This window comes from Micromonospora sp. CA-248089, assembly GCF_050948515.1.
Classification (GTDB): domain Bacteria; phylum Actinomycetota; class Actinomycetes; order Mycobacteriales; family Micromonosporaceae; genus Micromonospora.
Window position 1 is genome coordinate 492,955 of record NZ_CP192016.1, and the last position, 18,750, is coordinate 511,704.

Below are 18,750 nucleotides of genomic sequence, written 5' to 3' on the forward strand. Positions count from 1 at the left end.
CTCCACAGGGTTGTCCACAGGTGGACGCGTCAGTGGAAGGCGACCGCCGCGGCGGTGAGCGCGGCGAACGCCTCCCGCATCCGCCACGCGCTGCGGTCGCGCGGCCCGATCGGGTTGGAGACCGTCCGCAGCTCGGCGAAGGGCACGCCGGCCTGCGCGGCGGCGACCGCCACGCCGTACCCCTCCATGGCCTCGGCCACCGCGTCCGGGTGCCGTTGCGCGAGGGCCGCCGTGCTCGCGGCGGTGCCGGTCACCGTGCTGACGGTGAGGACCGTGCCGACCGTGGCCCCCGGCAGGGCGGCGCGCAGACGGGCCAGCAGACCCGGATCGGCGGGCACGATCCGGCCGCCGCCCAGCAGTTCGGGGGGCATGCCCAGGTCCTCGACCGGGATGAAGCCGGCCGGCGACTCGGCGCCCAGGTCGGCGGCGACGCTGCGGTCGGCGAGCACCGTGCCGCCGATCGCGACCCGTCCGACGAACCCGCCGGCGATGCCGGCGCTGACCACCGCCCGGTACGGCCGCCCGGCTGCCTCCGCCAGGGCCAGCAGCCGTGCCGTGGCGGCACCGGCGACGGCCGGGCCGACCCCGACCGGCAGCACCGTCACGTCCGGCGGTGCTGTCACGTCCGGCGGTGCCGTCCCGTCCGGCGGTGTCGGTGCGGTTGACGCGGTGAGGCCGGCGCGGATCGCCTCGGCCTCGGCGGGCACCGCCGTGACCACGAGCAGACCGGTCACGCCACCGGCCCCCGGGGGTCGCGCCGCTCGGTGTCCTCGACGCCGCCGGGGCCGCCCACCGAGGACGACGGCCGGTAGATGTGGAAGCCGGGCGGGGCCAGCCCGTCGTCGTCCGGCGGGCCGGAGCGCTGGGGTGCCGGTGACGTGGGCGTCACGTCGTCCGACGAGGTGTCGGCCGTTTCCCTCGCCCGGGTGGCCTGCTCCGCCGCCAGTTCCTCGTCACCGAGCGGGCGGCCGGCCAGGTGCTCACCGCGCAGCTTGCCGGCGACCAGCACACCGCGTACGGCCACCAGCGCCGCCACCGCGGCGGCGACAGTCACGCCGATCAGGCCGGTGAACGGCACCAGCCCGAGCCCGCCCCCGGCTACGAACGCGAGCATCAGCGCGGTCTCCGAGTGCGCGAACGAACTGGCGCGCAGCCGCTCCGGGATGCGTTCCTGGATCGAGGCGTCCACCGCGAGCTTGGCGATGCCGCTCATCATCGCGGCGACCAGGCAGAGCAGCGCCACCATCGGCAGCGAGAACTTCAGCGCGGCGAGCACCGCCACACCGGCCACCACGATCGTGCCGCTGGACTGGAGCGCTGTCGGCCGATGGATGCGCAGCCGGGTGCCGATCGCGGTGGCCAGGAACGTGCCGACCGCCAGCGCGCCGCCGACCAGGCCCAGCGCGCCCTGGGCGCCGAGGTCGCGGCCGAAGAAATCGGTGGTCAGGTCACCGGCCTTGATCGCGAAGGCCAGGAACAGCAGCAGGAAGCCGTACAGGCCGCGGAGCGCCGCCGCCCCGATCAGCGTGGCGATCACCAGCCGGCCGCTGGGGCGGCCCCGGCCCAGCGGGCGCTCCCCGTCGCGGCGGCGCATCGCGCGCAACGGGTGCGGCATCCGCTCCGGTGGCTCGGAGTCGGCCTTCGGCGGCAGCCGCAGCGAGATCACCATGCCGATCAGGAAGATCACCGAGGCGACCCGCAGCGGCCACTGCGGCCCGAACCAGAACGCGGCCAGCCCGATCGGTGCGACGAGCGCGCCGGCCACCGTGCCGTAGACGCTCGCGCGCGCCCCGACCTGGGACAGCCCGAGCCCTTCGGGGAGCAGCCGGGGGACCGCCGCCGAGCGGGCCACCCCGTACGCCCGGGAGAGCGCGAGCACCCCGAACGCCGCCGGGTAGAGCCCGAAGCCGCCGATGTAGTCGGAGATCAACCAGGCCAGGAACGCCCGGCCGAGCATGGTGGTGGCCAGCGCGTACCGCCGGCCGTGCCGGAAGTGGTCGAGCAGCGGGCCGACCACCGGGGCGAGCATGGCGAACGGGACCATGGTCACCAACAGGTAGAGCGCCACCTTGTTGCGCGCCTCGCCCAGCGGCACGTCGAAGAAGATCGTCCCGGCCAGGCCGATCGCGATGAGCGTGTCACCGGCGCAGGAGAGGGCGTGCAGGTCGAACAGGCGGACCATGCCGACCTCGTTGCCGGCGCTGCGGGCCCGGGCGGTGCCGGCCCGCCGGGTCATCCAGCGCCCGCCGTGCAGCGAGCCCCGCAGCAGCAGCCGGGTGGCGCGGATGCCGGTGCCGACGGTCCGCCCGAGGAAGGAGCGGCCGGAGCGGGAGGACAGCGCCATGCGTCCCATCCTCGCCCATCCTTTCCACGTGCGCCGCATCACCCGGAGAGAATGACTCCGGGGAGTGCCTGTCGCCCGTGGACGGGTATGGGGAACAATGGTCCGGTGACCAGGCCCGCCTCCGCCCGCGCTCCCCGGCTCGACCAGGTCTGCGCCGCCGCCGTCGAGGTGGCCCGCGACGCGATCACCGAGGTGGAGCCCACCGACATCGGCGATCATCTCCAGGCGGTCGCCGAGGGTGATCGGATCGTCACCCACTACTTCGAATGCCGGATGGCCGGTTACCGCGGCTGGCGCTGGGCCGTCACGGTGACCCGGGTGCCGCGCAGCCGGCACGTCACCATCTGCGAGACGGTGCTGCTGCCCGGCCCGGACGCGCTGCTCGCGCCGGGCTGGCTGCCCTGGCAGGAGCGGCTCAAGCCGGGCGACCTGGGTCCGGGTGACCTGCTGCCCACCCCGGCCGACGACGAGCGGCTCGCCCCCGGCTACCTGCTCTCCGACGACCCGGCGGTGGAGGAGACCGCGTGGGAACTCGGCCTGGGCCGGCCCCGGGTGCTGTCCCGGGAGGGCCGCGCCGAGGCCGCCCAGCGCTGGTACGACGGCGACCACGGCCCGGACGCCGCGATCTCGGTCGCCGCGCCGGCCGCCGCCCGCTGCGGCACCTGCGGCTTCTACCTGCCGCTCGCCGGTTCGCTGCGGCTGGCGTTCGGCGCCTGCGGCAACTTCTACGCCCCTGACGACGGCCGGGTGGTGAGCGCCGACCACGGGTGCGGCGCGCACTCGGAGACGCTTGTGGAGACGCCGGAGACGCCCGTCGACGAACTGCCGACCGTCTACGACGACAGCGCGGTCGAGGCCATGACGGTCAGCCGGGCCCCGGGTTCGGTGGAGGCGGCCGAGCCGGCGGAGCCGTACGGCCACCCCTGACCGGTCAGCGCTGTCGCTGCGCGGCGGCCGCGCGCCGTCGACGCCGGTTGGCGTCGTGGCGCATCATCACCGCCAAGCCGGGAAAGCCCCACAGGAAACCGGCCAGGCAGGTCCAGAGCCAGTTCTGACGCCCGGATTCGGTGAGCCAGTCCCGGAAGAAGATCAGTAGCACCAGGCCGGCCACCGCCCAGGCGATCAGCCCGGCGACGGCGAACGGCACCATCGGCGGGTCGAGCGGCTCCGGCCGCGGCTGTTGCTCCTGTGACACCGGCCCAGCGTACGTGATCGTTCTTCCCTGTCTGCCAGGTGATCTGGGACGATGCGCGCGACAAAATCCGGCCGATGACCTAGATGAGGACCCGATGTCAATTGCTCCGCCGCCGGATCACGGCACGCCGCCCGATCCCGCGCATCCACGAAACGCCTTCGACCGCTTCTTCCTGATCTCGGCGCGCGGGTCGACGCTGAGCCGGGAGCTGCGAGGCGGCTTCGCCACGTTCTTCACGATGGCGTACATCGTGGTGTTGAACCCGCTGATCCTGGGCAGCGGGAAGGACGGCGACGGCCGTTCGCTGGCCATCCCGGCGCTCGCCGCGGCGACCGCGCTCGTCGCCGGCCTGATGACCATCCTGATGGGCGTGGTGGCCCGGTTCCCGATCGCGCTCGCGGCCGGCCTGGGTGTGAACGCGCTCGTCGCGTACGAGATCGCGCCGCAGATGACCTGGGCGGACGCGATGGGTCTGGTGGTCATCGAGGGTGTGCTGATCGGCATCCTGGTGCTCACCGGGCTGCGTACCGCGGTGTTCCGGTCGGTGCCGACGCAGCTCAAGACCGCGATCGGCGTCGGCATCGGTCTGTTCCTGACCATCATCGGCCTGGTCGACGCCGGCTTCGTGCGGCGCGTGCCGGACGCCGCGAACTCCACGGTGCCGGTCGGGCTGGGCATCAACGGCAAGATCGTCAGCTGGCCGATGCTCGTCTTCGTGGTCGGTCTGCTGATCACCCTGGTTCTGGTGGTACGCCGGGTCCGCGGCGCGATCCTGATCGGCATCCTGGCCTCCACCGTGCTGGCCATCGTGGTCGAGGCGATCGCCAACGTCGGCCCGTCCTTCGTCGACGGCAAGCCGAACCCGAAGGGCTGGGCGCTGAACGTGCCCGAGCTGCCCAAACAGATCGTGGACCTGCCCGACCTGTCGTTGCTGGGCCAGTTCAACGTGCTGAACTCGTGGAGCCGGGTCGGCTGGCTGGTGCCGCTGATGTTCATCTTCACGCTGCTCATCACGGACTTCTTCGACACCATGGGCACGATGGTCGCGATCGGCCAGGAAGGGGACATGCTCGACGAGACGGGCACCCCGCCGAAGGCCAAGGAGATCCTGCTGGTCGACTCGATCGCCGCCGCCGCGGGTGGCGCCGCCTCGGTGTCCAGCAACACGTCGTACATCGAGAGCGCCGCAGGTGTCGCGGAGGGTGCCCGGACCGGCGTGGCCAACCTGGTCACCGGCGCGTTGTTCCTGCTGGCCATGTTCCTGGCGCCGCTGTCGCTGATCGTGCCGTTCGAGGCCGCCTCGACGGCGCTGGTGGTGGTCGGCTTCCTGATGATGACGGCGGTCCGCACGATCGACTGGACCGACTACGAGATCGCCATCCCGGCGTTCCTCACCATCGCGCTGATGCCGTTCACCTATTCGATCTCCAACGGCATCGGGGCCGGCGTGATCAGCTTCGTGCTGCTGAAGGTCGCGAAGGGTAAGGCCCGGGAGGTTCACCCGCTCCTGTACGGGGTCGCCGTGCTGTTCATCGTGTACTTCCTGCGCGGGCCGGTCGAGTCCGTGTTGCTCTGACGCTGGTGAGCCTGGTCATAACGCATGTCGTTAGCCAGGCTCATTAGTTAAGCTAACTAGTGTGACGGAGCGGACGGTGACGGCGAGACGCGTGCCACCGGCGCAGCTGGCTCCTCAGCTGCGAGATGCGATCACCCGGCTCAACCGGCGGGTCCGACAGGCCCGGCCGGTCGGCGACCTCACGGTCACCCAGCTGTCGGCGCTCACCAGCCTCAATCTGGCGGGCGCCCTCACGCCACGGGAACTGGCTGATGTCGAACGGGTGCAGCCGCCCACGATGACGAAGATCGTCGCGAAGTTGGAGGAGCGCGGCCTCGTGCAGCGCACCCCCCATCCGACCGACGGACGGCAGGTCATCCTGGCGGCGACCGAAGGGGGACGGGCCGTACTCGACCAGTTCGAGCGGGCCCGCAACGAGTGGCTGGCCACCCGGCTGGCCGCGCTGACCGAGGACGAACGCGAAACGCTACGGCGTGCCGCGGAGATCCTCCAGGGCATCGCTCGCGCCTGACACCGCCGCCCGCGGTTCGCTTCGTCAGCTGTGGATGAAGCGTACCGACGCAAGGAGGCGCACCTAGAGTGCAGGCCAAGCTGAGCACGATGTTCCAGTCCCTACGAGTCCGTAACTACCGGCTCTTCGCCACCGGACAGCTGATCAAACTGATCGGCGTCTGGATGATGTTCATCGCCCAGGACTGGCTCGTCCTCGAGCTCAGCGACAACTCCGCGACCGCGCTCGGCGTGGTCACCGCGTTGCAGTTCACGCCCGTACTCCTGCTCACGCTGCTGTCCGGCCGGCTCGCCGACCGCTACGACAAGCGGATGCTGCTCTTCGTCGCCAACGCGTTCTGGACCGTGCTCGCGCTGGCCATGAGCATCCTGGTCCTCACCGGCCTGGTGCAGCTCTGGCACGTCTTCACGTTCGCCGCCCTGCTCGGCGTCTCCAACGCGGTCGAGACGCCGGTCCGCCAGGCGTTCGTCTCCGAACTGGTCGGCATGCCGCTGCTGCCGAACGCGCTCTCGCTCAACGCGGCCGTGTTCAACTCCGCCCGGATCGTCGGTCCCGCCGTCGCCGGTCTGGCCATCGCCGTCGTCGACGTCGGCCCGGTCTTCCTGGTCACCGCGCTCAGCTCGATCGCCCCGCTGGTGAACGTGGTCCGGATGCGTACCGAGGAGCTGCACCGCAACGACCTGCCGCCGGTCGGCGAGCGGGACCAGGCCCGGGTGGTCGACGGCCTCCGGTACGTGGCACGCCGCCCCGACATCCTGCTGCCGATGGTCCTCATGTCGGTGATCGGGATGAGCCTGTTCAACTTCCAGCTCACCCTCGCCGCGCTCGCGAAGACCGTGTTCAACACCGGCGCCGCCTCGTTCGGTCTGTTCAGCACCGCCCTCGCGGCCGGCGCGCTGGTCGGGGCGCTGGCCGGCACCGGACGGCGCAGCCGGCCCTCGGTCTGGCTCGTGCTCGGCGCCGCGATCGGCTGCGCGGTCTTCGGCACGCTGGTCGGGCTCGCCCCGGCCTACTGGGCGGTGGTGGCGCTGCTGCTGCCCGCCGGGTTCTTCATGATCTACTTCGCCCAGGCCGCGAACCAGCGCGTGCAGCTCGGCGTCGACGCCTCCTTCCGGGGACGGGTGATGGCGCTGTGGGTGCTGGTGTTCCTGGGCACCAACCCGGTCGGCGCGCCGCTGATCGGCTGGGTCGCCGAGAAGTACGGCGCGGGCGCGAGCATCTGGGCCGGCGGCCTGATCTCGCTGACCGCCGCGCTGCTCGCGCTCACCTGGCAGCTGCGCCGCTCCGGCGCCCGGCTGCGCATGCGGGTGCTGCCCATGCCCCGCTTCTACGTGGTGTCGCCCGGGGCGAAGTAGCCCTCGATAGCCGGTCGTACCGGCCCGATTACCCAAACGGGTGGCGGGCCGGTGCGGCAGGGCTTAGCGTCGATGTGTGGAAGTGGGGCAGGGACTGCTGCTGGCGCTGGCGATCCTCGCCGTCTGCTGCCTGCCTGCCCTGTTCGCGCTGCTGTTCTGCGCCGACGAGATCATCGATCGGGTCGCCTGCGGATGGGCCGAGTGGCGGGAGCAGCGGCGGGAACGCCGTACCATCGCGCGGCTCGACCGGGCCATCGAGGCCGAGGCGCTGACCCGCGACATCGACCTCACCGAGTTCGACCGGGACGGCCGCCGTCCGCTGGAACAGCTCGCCACCGACCTGCGCCGGCTCGGCGGCCACCGGCTCGCCGCCGCCGACCGCAGCGTGGTGTGGCACGGCGCGGTCATCGAGGCGTACGACGAACGGCTGCGCGCCGCCTGCCACGCGCTCGGCATCGCCGAGCACCTGACCGAGCTGGACGGCGTGGACCGGGAGATCGAACGGGTACGCGTCGAAGGGCTGCTGCACGCCGCCGGGCTGACCCTGCCGGCCGCCCGCGCCGCGCACCACCAGCGGCACCGCTGACCGGGTGCGTCTCTTCGCGGCGATCTACCCGCCCGCGGTGGCGGTCGCGGACCTGACCGCCCGCATCAAGGGCCTGCGGGTCGCGTCCGCTCGCCACGCCCGGCTCGCCGACCCGGCCGACCTGCATCTCACGCTCGCGTTCCTCGGCGAGGTGCCGGACGACCGGCTGACCGATGTGGAGTACGCGCTCGCCTCGGCCGCCCGGACGGCACGCTCGCCACTGCTGCGCCTCGCGGGCGGAGGCTGCTTCGGCCAGGGCCGGTCCACTGTGCTCTGGGTCGACGTACGCGGCGAGGTCGAGGCGCTCGACGCGCTCGCCCTTTCGATCCGCGACGGGCTGGGCGAGGCCGGGCTGCCCTGCGACGACAAGCCGTTCCGGGCACACCTGACCATCGCCCGCCCCGGCGACCGGGTGCCCGAGGCCGACATCCGCTCGGACCTGCACACGCTGCACGACTACGCCGGGCCGCAGTGGTCCGCCACCGAGCTGCGCCTGATCCGCAGCCACCCGGGCCGAACCCCGCGCCACACCCGCGTCGCCGCCTGGCCGCTTGCGGGTGGGCGGCGCGGCGTTAAGAAGGGGCCCCTCCTCTACCGGAGGCGTTAAGAAGGGGCCCCTCCTTTCACCAGGCCCAGGCCTCCGGGCCCGGACCGCCGTTGCCGACCGGCGGGAACAGCTCGTCGAGGCGCGTGAGCGTGGCCTCGTCCAACTGGACGTCGAGGGCGCCCAGGTTGCGGTCGAGCTGGTCCATGGTGCGCGGACCGACGATCGGCGCGGTCACGCCCGGCCGGGACAGCAGCCACGCCAGCGCCACATCCGCCGGGTCGTGACCCAGGTCCGCGCAGAGCTTCTCGTACGCCTCGATGGTGTTCCGGTGCTCGGCCAGCGCGTCCGCCGAGCGGCCGGTGGTGCCGCGCGCCGCGCTGCCGTCGGCCATCTTGCGGATGATGCCGGAGAGCAACCCGCCGTGCAGCGGCGACCAGGGGATGATGCCCAGCCCGTAGTGCTGCGCGGCCGGTACGACCTCCAGCTCGACGTACCGGGTCAGCAGGTTGTAGATGCACTGCTCGGAGACGAGGCCGAGGAAGTTGCGCTTACCGGCCGCGGCCTGGGCCTGCGCGATGTGCCAGCCGGCGAAGTTGGACGAGCCGACGTAGATCACCTTGCCCTGCGCGACGAGCGTCTCCATCGCCTGCCAGATCTCCTCCCACGGCGTGCTCCGGGAGATGTGGTGCATCTGGTAGAGGTCGATCGTGTCGGTCTGGAGGCGGCGCAGCGAGTCCTCACAGGCCCGGATGATGTGCCGGGCGCTCAGGCCCTGCTCGTTGGGCCACTCGCCCATCTTGCCGTACACCTTGGTGGCGAGGACGACCTTGTCGCGGCGCCCACCGCCCTGCGCGAACCAGCGGCCGACGATCTGCTCGGTGAGGCCCTCACCGAGCTTCCAGCCGTAGACGTTCGCGGTGTCGAAGAAGTTGATCCCGTGTTCGAGCGCCCGGTCCATGATGGCGAAGCTGTCCGGCTCGTCGGTCTGCGGACCGAAGTTCATCGTGCCGAGGCAGAGTCGACTCACGGACAGACCGGTGCGTCCCAGGTTCGTGTACTCCATGACTCCACCCTGGCACGCCGGCACTTCGAGTGCCCTCTCAACGGGCCAGGGTGGAGCTTGCGATCAGGAGGATTCGCGGGCCGCCGGGCCGGTGCCGAACAGCACGTCGTCCCAGCTCGGAAGCCGCTTGCGCGGCTTGCCGGCGGCATCGGTGGACTCGGTGGTCGCACCGCCGGTCGCCGCCGCCGGGCCGGTGCGGCGGGGCCGCAGCACGGCAAGCGAGGGTACGGCCGGAATCTCCTTCGGCGCGTCCGAGTCGTCGTCGAAGGCCGAACCCTGCCCACCACCGAGCAGCGCGGCGGCACCACCGGCGACGGCCCGCTGACGGGGCGCTTCCGACCCGGCCAGCGCGGCCGGGGAGCGGGTGTCGAGACCACGCCCGGACGTGCCGCCGAGCGGCCGGTCCAGCGAGGCGAGCAGCGCGTCCCGGCCGGCGCGGATCGGGTCACGCCCCGGACGGGCGTGGTCGGAGGCGGCCGGCAGGCCGTGCCCACCTCGGCTCGGCTCGCCACGCGACGGACCGGGCAGCGCGTGACCACCCCGCTCCGGCGCCGGCTCCTGGCCGAGGATCGGCGTGGGCCGCTCGGCGCACAGGTATTGCGCCATGTCGTCGTGCGGGGCGACGTGCTGCCGGGTCTTGTCCAGGTCCCACACCGCCTGCGCGGTGGCCTTGCCGGACGGCCAGGTCGCGATGATCCGCCAGGTGCCGTCGTCGCGGCGGTAGGCGTCCCACGAGATCTTCTCGGTGTCGATGCCGTGCTGGGCCAGCCGGCCGTTGACGACCTCGGCCAGCGGGGTCGGCTTCTCCGCGCCCTTGAGCCGGGTGCGGCGGGCGTGCTGGGCGAGCATGGCCCGCTCCTGGAGCACCGGGCCGGCGTAGCGCAGCACCCGGTCGACCGGCACACCGGCGATGCGGGCGACGTCCTCCGCGGACTCGCCGGACCGGATCCGGGCCTGGATGTCCCGAGGGGACAGCGACGGCGTCGGGTCGGTGGCGCTCGGCACCACCGCGAGCGGCGGGGCGCCCGGCTCGGCGTGCAGCGCCGACGCGATCCGCTCGTCGATGGGCAGCGCCAGCAGGCGCCCCACCTCGTCGGCGAGCACCAGGGCCTGGCCGTCCTCGGAGAGGGCGACGAAGCGTACTGGGCGCATGGGCTTGCCTCCGTCCCGCTTCGCTGGCCGTCACGCCACGGGAGCCGGCCACCCGGGCGTCTCGCACCACCGTACGCTCATCTACCCGCCGATGGGGACTGCGACACCCCGGCATGTCGTGACTGAGCTGCGGTAACGATCACGGTGGGTGGCCGCCGGAGCCCCGACGGCCACGCACCGTGACCGAGTGATCAGAGTCGCTCGACCACGTAGTCGATGGACGCGGCCAGCGCCTCGACGTCGGCCGGCTCGACGGCCGGGAACAGCGCCACCCGCAGCTGGTTGCGGCCCAGCTTGCGGTACGGCTCGGTGTCGACGATGCCGTTGGCGCGCAGCGCCTTGGCGATCGCCGTGGCGTCCACCCCGTCGGCGAAGTCGATGGTGGCGACCACGTTGGACCGCAGCGCCGGGTCCGACACGAACGGCGTGGCGAACGAGGAGCGCTCGGCCCAGCCGTACACGATGCCGGCGCTCTCGGCGGTGCGCTTGGCCGCCCAGGCCAGCCCGCCCTGGGAGTTCATCCAGTCGGTCTGCTCGGCGGCCAGGAAGATGGTCGCCAGCGCCGGGGTGTTGTACGTCTGCTCCAGCCGCGAGTTGTCGATCGCGGTGACCAGGTCGAGGAAGGCCGGGATGTAGCGGCCCGACTCCTTGACCTCGGTGGCCCGGGCCAGCGCGGCCGGCGACATCAGGGCCAGCCAGAGCCCGCCGTCGGAGCCGAAGCACTTCTGCGGGGCGAAGTAGTAGACGTCGGTCTGGGCGACGTCCACGTCCAGCCCGCCCGCGCCGGAGGTGGCGTCGACGAGCAGCAGCGAGCCCTCGTCGGCGCCCGCGACCCGGCTGATCGGCACCGCGACGCCGGTGGAGGTCTCGTTGTGCGGGGTGGCGTAGACGTCCACGCCGGCCTCGGCCACCAGCGCCGGGGCGCTGCCCGCGTCGGACTTGCGTACCGTCGGCTCACCGAGGAACGGCGCGTCGGAGACGGACTTGGCGAACTTGGCGCCGAACTCGCCGAAGCTGGCGAACTGGGCCCGGTCGCGGATCAGGCCGAACGTGGCGACCTCCCAGAACGCGGTGGTGCCGCCGTTGCCGAGCACCACCTCGTAGCCCTCGGGCAGGGAGAAGAACTCGGCCAGGCCGCGGCGCAGCCGCGCCACCTCGTCGCGGACCGTCTTCTGCCGGTGCGACGTGCCCAGGTAGCTGGTGGCGACGTCGGCGAGGGCGGAGACCGCGGCCGGACGGACCTTGGACGGGCCGCAGCCGAATCGTCCGTCGGCGGGCCTGATCTCGTCGGGAATCCGGATGGTCGGTGCGTCAGCCACGGTCTTGAAGATCCTTCCGCATGGGCGAGAGGTGAGCTGGCAGGGCGCGGACGATGTGCTGCCGCGTGGCGGCGGGCGTCCGAGCCCGTTCCGGCGACACTGCCACGGCCATCCTCGCACCTGTCCGGGCACGTCCGGCGGGCTGTCCCACCCCGGTCGGTGAGGCGTCCGCCACACGGGCGGCGACGGCGGGTTGACCGCGTCCGCGATCATGAGTTGCGGAGGTGACGGATGAGCCGAAGACACCGCCGCCCGTTCGGGGAGTGGCTGGCGCTGGCGTTCGGCGCCGTGGCCGCGGTGGTCTTCCTGGCGCTCGCCATCGACAAGACGGACCAGGAGGCGCGCCTGCTCCGGGCGGAGCACACCGCCACCGGCGTCGTGCAAGGGTTCAGGGGCGACTCGGCTCGGGTGGCCTTCGTCGCCGCCGACGGCCGAAAGGTGGTCGCCGTGATCGACGTCTACTCCGGCACCCGGGTCGGCGACGAGGTGCCGTTGCGGTACCACTCGGACGACCCGTCCCGGTACGCCATGGACACCCGCACCCACCTTCTGCCGTTCCTCCTGCCGGCCATCGCGCTGACCGGGGCGGTGGTCATGGGCGTGATGACCTTGGGCCTGTGGCGGCGCTGACCGAGGCGCCCCGGACGTGCCGGAGCCCCGCTCCACCGGCAGGGGAACGGGGCTCCGGGCGAGACGTCAGACGCCGTGCGGGATGGCGTCCCAGCCCTCGACCTGCTGCGGCTTGCGCGAGCCGTGGCCCACGTACGTGGCCGACGGACGGACCAGCCGCTGGAGCTTCTTCTGCTCCAGGATGTGCGCCGACCAGCCGCCCATCCGGGCGCAGGTGAACATCGAGGTGAACATGTGCGCCGGCACCTCGGCGAAGTCCAGCACCACCGCCGACCAGAACTCGACGTTCGTGGCGAGAACGCGGTCCGGGCGGCGGGCCTGCAGTTCGGCCAGCGCGGCCTTCTCCAGCGCCTCGGCGACCTCGAAGCGGGGCGCGCCCAGCTCCTTGGCGGTACGCCGCAGCACGCGGGCGCGCGGGTCCTCGGCCCGGTAGACCCGGTGGCCGAAGCCCATCAGGCGCTCGCCCCGGTCGAGCACGCCCTTGACGTACCCGTCGGCGTCGCCGCTGCGCTCGACCGCCTCCAGCATGCTGAGCACCCGGGACGGGGCGCCGCCGTGCAGCGGGCCGGAGAGTGCGCCGATGCCGGAGGAGATGCAGGCCGCGGCGTCCGCGCCGGTGGAGGCGACGATCCGGGCGGTGAAGGTGGAGGCGTTCAGGCCGTGCTCGGCGGCCGAGATGAAGTACGCGTCGACGGCCTTGACGTGCCGCGGGTCGGGCTCACCCCGCCAGCGCTTCATGAACCGCTCGACGATGGTCTCCGCCTTGTCGATCTCCTTCTGCGGGACGGCCGGCAGGCCCAGGCCGCGCGCCGACTGGGCGACGAAGGACAGCGCGGTGACCGACACCCGGGCCAGGTCCTCGCGGGCCTGCTCGTCGGAGATGTCGAGAAGCTGGTTGAGCCCCCAGTACGGCGCGAGCATGGCGACCGCGGACTGCACGTCGACGCGGATGTCACCGGAGTGCACCGGCACCGGGAACGGCTCGGCCGGCGGCAGGCCGGGGCCGAAGCGGCCGTCCACCAGCAGCGCCCAGACGTTGCCGAACGAGACCTGGCCGATCAGGTCCTCGATGTCCACGCCCCGGTAGCGCAGTGATCCCCCCGCGCGGTCGGGTTCGGCGATCTCGGTCTCGAAGGCTACGACGCCCTCCAGGCCCGGTTTGAAATCGGACATGTCGTCTCCTGGCTTCGGCTCGGCGCGCCCGGGCGGGCTGATCGAGCCCCGCAGCTCAGGCGACCCTTCAGGGTGTGGTTCGGAACATCTTGCCCGGTGGGTAACCAGCTGCGCGACCCACAGCCACTGTGCGCCACGCGACATCCCCGCCGCTGGACGTCCGTTCGGGAAGGAGAAGACTGGGTACCGGGGCCTGGCCAGCGTCGGGGGACGCCGGTACGCCCGGGAGAGGGACTGCCACAGTGACAGGCGACACACCCGCCCCGGCCGGTATGCGTAACGAGTACGCCGCCGACCTGGGCCTGACCGAGACCGACCTGGCGCCGGACTGGCACACCCAGTTCGCCGGCTGGTTCGCCGACGCGGTGGCCCATCCGCTGCCGGAGCCGAACGCGATGGTGCTCGGCACCGCCGACGCGCAGGGCCGGCCCAGCGGGCGCACCGTGCTGCTCAAGGGGTACGACCCGGAGGGCTTCGTCTTCTACACCAACCACGGCTCGCGCAAGGGCGCGGAGGTGACCGGGAACCCGTGGGCCAGCCTGGTGTTCCCCTGGTTCCCGATGCAGCGGCAGGTGACGGTGACCGGCTGGGTCGAGCAGGTGGACCGGGCCGAGACGCAGGCGTACTTCGCCAGCCGGCCGCGCGGTTCGCAGCTGGCCGCCTGGGCCAGCGCCCAGTCGACCGTGGTGCCGGACCGGGCCGCGATCGACGAGGCGTACCGGGCGGCGGCCGAGCGGTTCGCCGCCGTGGACCCGATTCCCGCGCCGCCGCACTGGGGCGGTTTCCGGGTCCGGCCGGAGACCGTCGAGTTCTGGCAGGGCCGGGCCAGCCGGCTGCACGACCGGCTGCGCTTCCGGCGTACCGGGGACGGGGTATTCGTCGTCGAGCGGCTCGCGCCGTGACCGATGTCACAACACCCCGGCGGCGGGGAGCGCGCCGCTGGGCGATCGACCTGCGTCCGTTGCGGGTGCCCGCGTACCGGCGGGTGTGGACCGGCAACGCGATCGCCATGTTCGGCTTCCAGTTCACCGCCGTGGCGGTGCCGGTGGAGATGTTCGACCTGACCGGCGGCTCGCTCTGGGTCGGCCTGCTGGGCATCGCCGGCTTCGTACCGCTGCTGGTCTTCGGGCTCTGGGGCGGCGCGGTCGCCGACGCCCGGGACCGCCGCCGCGTGCTGCTCGTCGGCGGCTGCGTGCTCTGGGCCTCCACGCTCGGGCTGCTGGTGCAGTCGCTGGCCGGGGTGCGCAGCCCGCTGCTGCTCCTGCTGCTCGTCGCCCTCCAGTCGACCGCCTTCGCGATCACCTCGCCGGCCCGCAGCGCGATCCTGCCCCGGCTCGTGCCGGCCGAGCTGGTCCCGGCCGCCACCACGCTGAACTTCACCACGTTCACCGCCGCCGCCGTCTTCGGCCCGCTCGCCGCCGGGCTGATCTTCGCCGCCTGGCAGGTCGGGGTGGCGCTGCCCATCGCGTACGCGGCGGATGCGCTGCTGTACACGGCGGCGCTCTGGGCCACGCTGCGGCTGCCCGCGATGCCGCCCACGCCGGACCCGGACGGCGGCGTCCGCAAGGCCGGGTTCGCCAGCATCGTCGACGGCTTCCGCTACCTGGCCACCACGCGGGTGCTGCTGCTCTCCTTCGCCATCGACCTGATCGCGATGATCCTGGCCATGCCGCGGGCGCTGTTCCCGGAGCTGGCGCAGGAACGCTTCGGCGGCGCCTCGGCGGTCGGCTGGCTCTACAGCTCCATCGCCATCGGCGCGATGCTGGGCGGCCTGACCTCGGGATGGATCGGCCGGGTCCGCCGCCAGGGCCTCGCGCTCACCGTGGCGGTGGTCGGCTGGGGTGTGGCGATCGCGCTCGCCGGGCTGGCCGGTCAGCTGTGGGTCGCCGTGGTGCTGCTGGGCGTCGCCGGTGCCGCCGACCTGGTCAGCGCCACGCTGCGCCAGTCGATGCTGCTCGTCTACGCGCCGGACCGGATGCGCGGCCGTCTCCAGGGCGTGAACACGGTGGTGGTGGCCGGCGGCCCGCGCCTGGGCGACCTGCGGGCCGGTGCGATGGCTGCCGGTTTTGGCACCGGATTCGCCATGGTCGGCGGCGGCCTGGCCGCCGCCGTCCTCGCGGTGGCGCTGGTGGTGGCGTTCCCGGCGCTGCTGCGCTATCGCTCGACCACCCCCGCCGAGGAGGACCGCTGACGGTAGGGTCGCCGACATGGGGATCGACGTGCAGCCACCTTCCGGTACACAGTGGACCATCGCGGCCGACGGCCACGAGGCCGTCGTGGTCGAGGTGGGCGGCGGGCTGCGGGCCTACCGCTACGACGGCGTGGACCACCTCGACGGGTACGCCGAGGACGAGGTCTGCCCCGGCTCGGCCGGCCAGGTGCTGGCGCCCTGGCCGAACCGCATCCGGGACGGCGTCTACACGGTCGGGGAGCGGTCGCTGCAGCTCGACCTGACCGAGCCGGAGCGGCACAACGCCCTGCACGGCCTGGTCAACTGGGTGCGGTGGCAGCCGATCGAGCAGTCCGCGGACAGCGTGACCATCGGCTACGACCTGCCGCCGAGCCCCGGCTACCCGTGGGCGCTGCGGCTGCGGGCCCGGTGGAGCGTCGGCCCGGACGGCCTTCGGGCCGAGCACGAGGCGACGAACCTCGCCGACGAGCCCGCGCCGTTCGGCTTCTCCGTGCACCCCTACCTGCAACTGCCGAAGGTCGGCGTGGACGAGTTGCGGCTGCACCTGCCGGCCCGGCGGCGGGTGCTGGTGGACAGCCGCCTGCTACCGGTCGCCGCCGCCGAGGTGGCCGGCTCCGAGTACGACTTCACCAGCCCGCGCCCGATCGGCGACCTGGTGCTCGACACCGCGTTCGGTGACGTCGAGCGGGACGCCGACGGCGGCTCGGCGGTGGTGCTCAGCGCGCCGGACGGCTCGTCCGGCCTGCGGATCTGGGCGGACCGCGAGTTCGGCTGGTGGCAGGTCTTCACCGGCGACACCCTCGGCGGGCAACGGCACCGCCGGTCGGTGGCGGTGGAGCCGATGACCTGCCCGCCCGACGCGTTCCGCTCCGGCAAGGACCTGATCATGCTGGAGCCGGGGCAGACCTGGCGGGGCGCCTGGGGCGTCCGCCCGGAGGCCTGAGCGTGGAGTTCGCCGAGGTCGTCCGGCGCCGCCGGATGGTGCGCAACTACGACCCCGACCGGCCGGTGCCACCGGAGGTCGTCGACCGGCTGCTGGACCACGCCGTCCGGGCCCCGTCGGCCGGTTTCTCCCAGGGCTGGGGCTTCCTCGTGCTGGAGGAACCCGAGGACCGGGAACGGTTCTGGGCCGCCACCACTCCCGGTGGCGGCGGCCGGGAACGCTGGCTCGCCGGGATGCGCCGGGCGCCGCTGATCGTGGTGCCGCACGCCAACCGCGACGCCTACCTGGACCGCTACGCCGAGGCGGACAAGGGCTGGGCGGACCGCGACGAGGACCGCTGGCCGGTGCCCTACTGGTACGTGGACACCGGTTTCGCGGCACTGCTGATGCTGCTCACCGCCGTCGACGAAGGGCTGGGCGCCTGCTTCTTCGGCATCCCGCCGCAGCGCATCGGGGCGTACCGGGAGGCGTTCGGGGTACCGCCGGAACTGCACCCGATCGGCGCCATCACTGTCGGTTATCGAGCCGTCGACCACCGGTCACCGTCGCTGCGCCGAGGGCGGCGTCCGGTGCAGGATGTGGTGCGGCGGGGACGGTGGACCTGAGCGGTTAGGCTGACATCCACATTGTCAGCCTGGCCTGGGGAGGAGAGCACGCCGTGATCTTCAGGGCGGTCCGGGACGGGCGTCCCTACCCGGAGCACAACCTCACGCTGAAGCAGTGGGCCGAGATTCCGCCGCGCCCGCTGCGGCTTGACCAGCTCATCACCACCAAGCGCGAACTCGCGCTGGACAAGCTTCTCGCGGAGGACTCCACCTTCTACGGCGACCTCTTCCCGCACGTCGTCCAGTGGAACGGCGGCCTCTACCTGGAGGACGGCCTGCACCGGGCGCTGCGTGCGGCGCTCCAGCAGCGCAACCAGATCCACGCGCGGGTGCTCGTGCTCGGTGACCAGGGCGAGTGACGCCTTTCTGAGTCATGGTTAAGGTGACGCCATGACTCCTCTCGACCTGCTCGACATCGATGCGTCGCTCAGCGACGAGGAGCGGCAGATCCGCGCCGTCGTGCGCCGGCTCGTGACCGACCGGGTACGCCCGCACGTCGCCGGATGGTACGAGGACGGCCAGGTCCCGGCCCGCGAACTGGCCCGCGAGTTCGGCAAGCTCGGCCTGCTCGGCATGCACCTGACCGGGTACGGCTGCGCCGGCTCCTCCGCCGTCGCGTACGGGCTGGCCTGTCTGGAACTGGAGGCCGGCGACTCCGGCGTCCGGTCCCTGGTCTCGGTGCAGGGATCGCTGGCCATGTACGCCATCTGGCGCTACGGCAGCGAGGAGCAGAAGCAGCGCTGGCTGCCCGCCATGGCGGCCGGCGAGGCGATCGGCTGCTTCGGGCTCACCGAACCCGACCACGGCTCCGACCCCGCCTCGATGGCGACCCGGGCCCACCGCGACGGCGACGACTGGATCCTCAACGGCAGCAAGCTGTGGATCACCAACGCGCCGATCGCGGATGTGGGCGTGATCTGGGCGCGTACCGACGACGGGGTGCGCGGCTTCGCCGTACCCATGGACACGCCGGGGGTGACGGCGCGCGAGATCCGGCAGAAGATGTCGCTGCGCGCGTCAGTGACCGGCGAGATCGCGCTCGACGACGTCCGGCTGCCGGCCGACGCGCGACTGCCCGAGGCGATCGGGCTCAAGGCGCCGCTGGGGTGCCTGACCGAGGCCCGGCACGGCATCGTCTGGGGCGCGCTCGGCGCGGCCCGTGACTGCCTGGAGACGGCCCTGGAGTACGCGACCACGCGCACCCAGTTCGGCCGCCCGCTCGCCGGTTTCCAGCTCACCCAGGCCAAGCTCGCCGACATGGCGGTGGAGTGGAACAAGGGCATGCTGCTCGCGCTGCACCTGGGCCGCCTCGCCGACGCCGGCTCGCTGCAGCCCCACCAGGTGAGCGTGGGCAAGCTGAACAACGTCCGCGAGGCGCTCGCCATCGCCCGGCAGTGCCGCACGATCCTCGGCGCCAACGGCGTGTCGGGGGAGTACCCGGTGATGCGGCACGCCAACAACCTGGAGAGCGTGCTCACCTACGAGGGCACCTCCGAGATCCACCAGCTCGTCATCGGCCAGCGGCTGACAGGCGTGTCCGCGTTCGCCTGACCTGCGGGT

At 72.7% G+C, this 18,750-nt stretch carries 20 protein-coding genes; 13 read left to right on the forward strand and 7 right to left on the reverse strand.

Features of this window, described 5'->3' with window-relative positions; translation table 11 throughout:
• Positions 1 to 29 precede the first annotated feature (29 nt).
• Entirely contained in the window at positions 30 to 734 is a 705-nt protein-coding gene (locus tag ACQP26_RS02465; protein WP_433494820.1) for a futalosine hydrolase, read from the reverse strand.
• Positions 731 to 2,344 (reverse strand): MFS transporter, encoded by a 1,614-nt coding sequence (locus ACQP26_RS02470; RefSeq protein WP_269702689.1) that lies wholly within the window; start codon positions 2,342 to 2,344, stop codon positions 731 to 733. The genes ACQP26_RS02465 and ACQP26_RS02470 overlap by 4 nt, the downstream gene beginning before the upstream one ends.
• Before the next feature lie 87 nt (positions 2,345 to 2,431).
• On the opposite strand from ACQP26_RS02470, the gene ACQP26_RS02475 reads away from it, so the two are divergent.
• Complete coding sequence (locus tag ACQP26_RS02475; RefSeq protein WP_433494821.1) at positions 2,432 to 3,271, forward strand: DUF3027 domain-containing protein; 840 nt, start codon at positions 2,432 to 2,434, stop codon at positions 3,269 to 3,271.
• Between the two features lie 4 nt (positions 3,272 to 3,275).
• Here the strand turns inward: ACQP26_RS02475 and ACQP26_RS02480 are convergent, their stop codons facing one another.
• On the reverse strand, positions 3,276 to 3,539 hold the full coding sequence (locus tag ACQP26_RS02480; RefSeq protein WP_135242968.1) for a DUF2530 domain-containing protein: 264 nt from the start codon (positions 3,537 to 3,539) through the stop codon (positions 3,276 to 3,278).
• A 94-nt stretch (positions 3,540 to 3,633) separates the two neighbouring features.
• Here ACQP26_RS02480 and ACQP26_RS02485 point away from each other — a divergent pair, with 94 nt between their 5' ends.
• The 5 genes from ACQP26_RS02485 to thpR all read left to right on the forward strand — a co-directional run bounded on the left by ACQP26_RS02485 (position 3,634) and on the right by thpR (position 8,174).
• Positions 3,634 to 5,115: an NCS2 family permease gene (locus ACQP26_RS02485; RefSeq protein WP_013283713.1), complete on the forward strand. Its 1,482-nt coding sequence runs from the start codon at positions 3,634 to 3,636 to the stop codon at positions 5,113 to 5,115.
• A 61-nt stretch (positions 5,116 to 5,176) separates the two neighbouring features.
• Complete coding sequence (locus tag ACQP26_RS02490) at positions 5,177 to 5,626, forward strand: MarR family winged helix-turn-helix transcriptional regulator (RefSeq protein WP_269702687.1); 450 nt, start codon at positions 5,177 to 5,179, stop codon at positions 5,624 to 5,626.
• Between the two features lie 68 nt (positions 5,627 to 5,694).
• Complete coding sequence (locus ACQP26_RS02495; RefSeq protein WP_269702686.1) at positions 5,695 to 6,981, forward strand: MFS transporter; 1,287 nt, start codon at positions 5,695 to 5,697, stop codon at positions 6,979 to 6,981.
• Between the two features lie 76 nt (positions 6,982 to 7,057).
• On the forward strand, positions 7,058 to 7,567 hold the full coding sequence (locus ACQP26_RS02500) for a hypothetical protein (RefSeq protein WP_269702685.1): 510 nt from the start codon (positions 7,058 to 7,060) through the stop codon (positions 7,565 to 7,567).
• A 4-nt stretch (positions 7,568 to 7,571) separates the two neighbouring features.
• The gene (gene thpR, locus ACQP26_RS02505; RefSeq protein WP_433494822.1) at positions 7,572 to 8,174 is read left to right on the forward strand and encodes an RNA 2',3'-cyclic phosphodiesterase; all 603 of its coding nucleotides are present in this window, start codon (positions 7,572 to 7,574) and stop codon (positions 8,172 to 8,174) included.
• 16 nt (positions 8,175 to 8,190) lie between these two features.
• On the opposite strand, the gene ACQP26_RS02510 is transcribed toward thpR, so the two are convergent.
• The 3 genes from ACQP26_RS02510 to serC form a co-directional block, all read right to left on the reverse strand.
• Positions 8,191 to 9,177 (reverse strand): aldo/keto reductase, encoded by a 987-nt coding sequence (locus ACQP26_RS02510; protein ID WP_433494823.1) that lies wholly within the window; start codon positions 9,175 to 9,177, stop codon positions 8,191 to 8,193.
• A 63-nt stretch (positions 9,178 to 9,240) separates the two neighbouring features.
• Positions 9,241 to 10,329 (reverse strand): septation protein SepH, encoded by a 1,089-nt coding sequence (sepH, locus tag ACQP26_RS02515; RefSeq protein ID WP_269702681.1) that lies wholly within the window; start codon positions 10,327 to 10,329, stop codon positions 9,241 to 9,243.
• A gap of 191 nt (positions 10,330 to 10,520) precedes the next feature.
• On the reverse strand, positions 10,521 to 11,648 hold the full coding sequence (gene serC, locus ACQP26_RS02520; RefSeq protein ID WP_433494824.1) for a phosphoserine transaminase: 1,128 nt from the start codon (positions 11,646 to 11,648) through the stop codon (positions 10,521 to 10,523).
• A 231-nt stretch (positions 11,649 to 11,879) separates the two neighbouring features.
• On the opposite strand from serC, the gene ACQP26_RS02525 reads away from it, so the two are divergent.
• The gene (locus ACQP26_RS02525; RefSeq protein WP_433494825.1) at positions 11,880 to 12,278 is read left to right on the forward strand and encodes a hypothetical protein; all 399 of its coding nucleotides are present in this window, start codon (positions 11,880 to 11,882) and stop codon (positions 12,276 to 12,278) included.
• A gap of 66 nt (positions 12,279 to 12,344) precedes the next feature.
• Here ACQP26_RS02525 and ACQP26_RS02530 read toward each other — a convergent pair whose 3' ends face one another.
• Positions 12,345 to 13,451, reverse strand: coding sequence for a citrate synthase 2 (locus tag ACQP26_RS02530; RefSeq protein WP_210892938.1), 1,107 nt, complete (start codon positions 13,449 to 13,451; stop codon positions 12,345 to 12,347).
• 272 nt (positions 13,452 to 13,723) lie between these two features.
• Here ACQP26_RS02530 and pdxH point away from each other — a divergent pair, with 272 nt between their 5' ends.
• From pdxH to ACQP26_RS02560, 6 genes are read left to right on the forward strand one after another with little or no spacing between them, the layout of a single operon-like run.
• Entirely contained in the window at positions 13,724 to 14,353 is a 630-nt protein-coding gene (gene pdxH / locus ACQP26_RS02535; RefSeq protein WP_433496077.1) for a pyridoxamine 5'-phosphate oxidase, read from the forward strand.
• A complete protein-coding gene (locus tag ACQP26_RS02540) occupies positions 14,350 to 15,642 on the forward strand; it encodes an MFS transporter (protein WP_433494826.1) in 1,293 nt (430 codons plus the stop codon). The genes pdxH and ACQP26_RS02540 overlap by 4 nt, the downstream gene beginning before the upstream one ends.
• A 16-nt stretch (positions 15,643 to 15,658) precedes the next feature.
• Complete coding sequence (locus ACQP26_RS02545) at positions 15,659 to 16,585, forward strand: aldose 1-epimerase family protein (protein WP_433494827.1); 927 nt, start codon at positions 15,659 to 15,661, stop codon at positions 16,583 to 16,585.
• Between the two features lie 2 nt (positions 16,586 to 16,587).
• Positions 16,588 to 17,190 carry a nitroreductase family protein gene (locus ACQP26_RS02550; RefSeq protein WP_281579191.1) on the forward strand — a complete coding sequence of 201 codons (603 nt, stop codon included), beginning with the start codon at positions 16,588 to 16,590 and terminating at the stop codon, positions 17,188 to 17,190.
• 53 nt (positions 17,191 to 17,243) lie between these two features.
• Positions 17,244 to 17,549, forward strand: a complete 306-nt coding sequence (locus ACQP26_RS02555) for a type II toxin-antitoxin system VapB family antitoxin (protein WP_013283726.1) — start codon at positions 17,244 to 17,246, stop codon at positions 17,547 to 17,549.
• 31 nt (positions 17,550 to 17,580) lie between these two features.
• Positions 17,581 to 18,741, forward strand: a complete 1,161-nt coding sequence (locus ACQP26_RS02560) for an acyl-CoA dehydrogenase family protein (protein ID WP_269702672.1) — start codon at positions 17,581 to 17,583, stop codon at positions 18,739 to 18,741.
• Positions 18,742 to 18,750: the final 9 nt, after the last annotated feature.

What these genes read in the sequence shown, in the direction of transcription:
- ACQP26_RS02470 (WP_269702689.1), bottom strand. Translation starts at nt 2,344, where the DNA reads ATGGCGCTGTCCTCCCGCTCCGGCCGCTCCTTCCTCGGGCGGACCGTC.
- sepH (WP_269702681.1), bottom strand. Translation starts at nt 10,329, where the DNA reads ATGCGCCCAGTACGCTTCGTCGCCCTCTCCGAGGACGGCCAGGCCCTG.
- ACQP26_RS02525 (WP_433494825.1), top strand. Translation starts at nt 11,880, where the DNA reads ATGAGCCGAAGACACCGCCGCCCGTTCGGGGAGTGGCTGGCGCTGGCG.
- ACQP26_RS02545 (WP_433494827.1), top strand. Translation starts at nt 15,659, where the DNA reads ATGGGGATCGACGTGCAGCCACCTTCCGGTACACAGTGGACCATCGCG.
- ACQP26_RS02485 (WP_013283713.1), top strand. Translation starts at nt 3,634, where the DNA reads ATGTCAATTGCTCCGCCGCCGGATCACGGCACGCCGCCCGATCCCGCG.
- ACQP26_RS02530 (WP_210892938.1), bottom strand. Translation starts at nt 13,451, where the DNA reads ATGTCCGATTTCAAACCGGGCCTGGAGGGCGTCGTAGCCTTCGAGACC.
- ACQP26_RS02475 (WP_433494821.1), top strand. Translation starts at nt 2,432, where the DNA reads ATGGGGAACAATGGTCCGGTGACCAGGCCCGCCTCCGCCCGCGCTCCC.
- ACQP26_RS02510 (WP_433494823.1), bottom strand. Translation starts at nt 9,177, where the DNA reads ATGGAGTACACGAACCTGGGACGCACCGGTCTGTCCGTGAGTCGACTC.
- pdxH (WP_433496077.1), top strand. Translation starts at nt 13,724, where the DNA reads ATGCGTAACGAGTACGCCGCCGACCTGGGCCTGACCGAGACCGACCTG.
- ACQP26_RS02560 (WP_269702672.1), top strand. Translation starts at nt 17,581, where the DNA reads ATGACTCCTCTCGACCTGCTCGACATCGATGCGTCGCTCAGCGACGAG.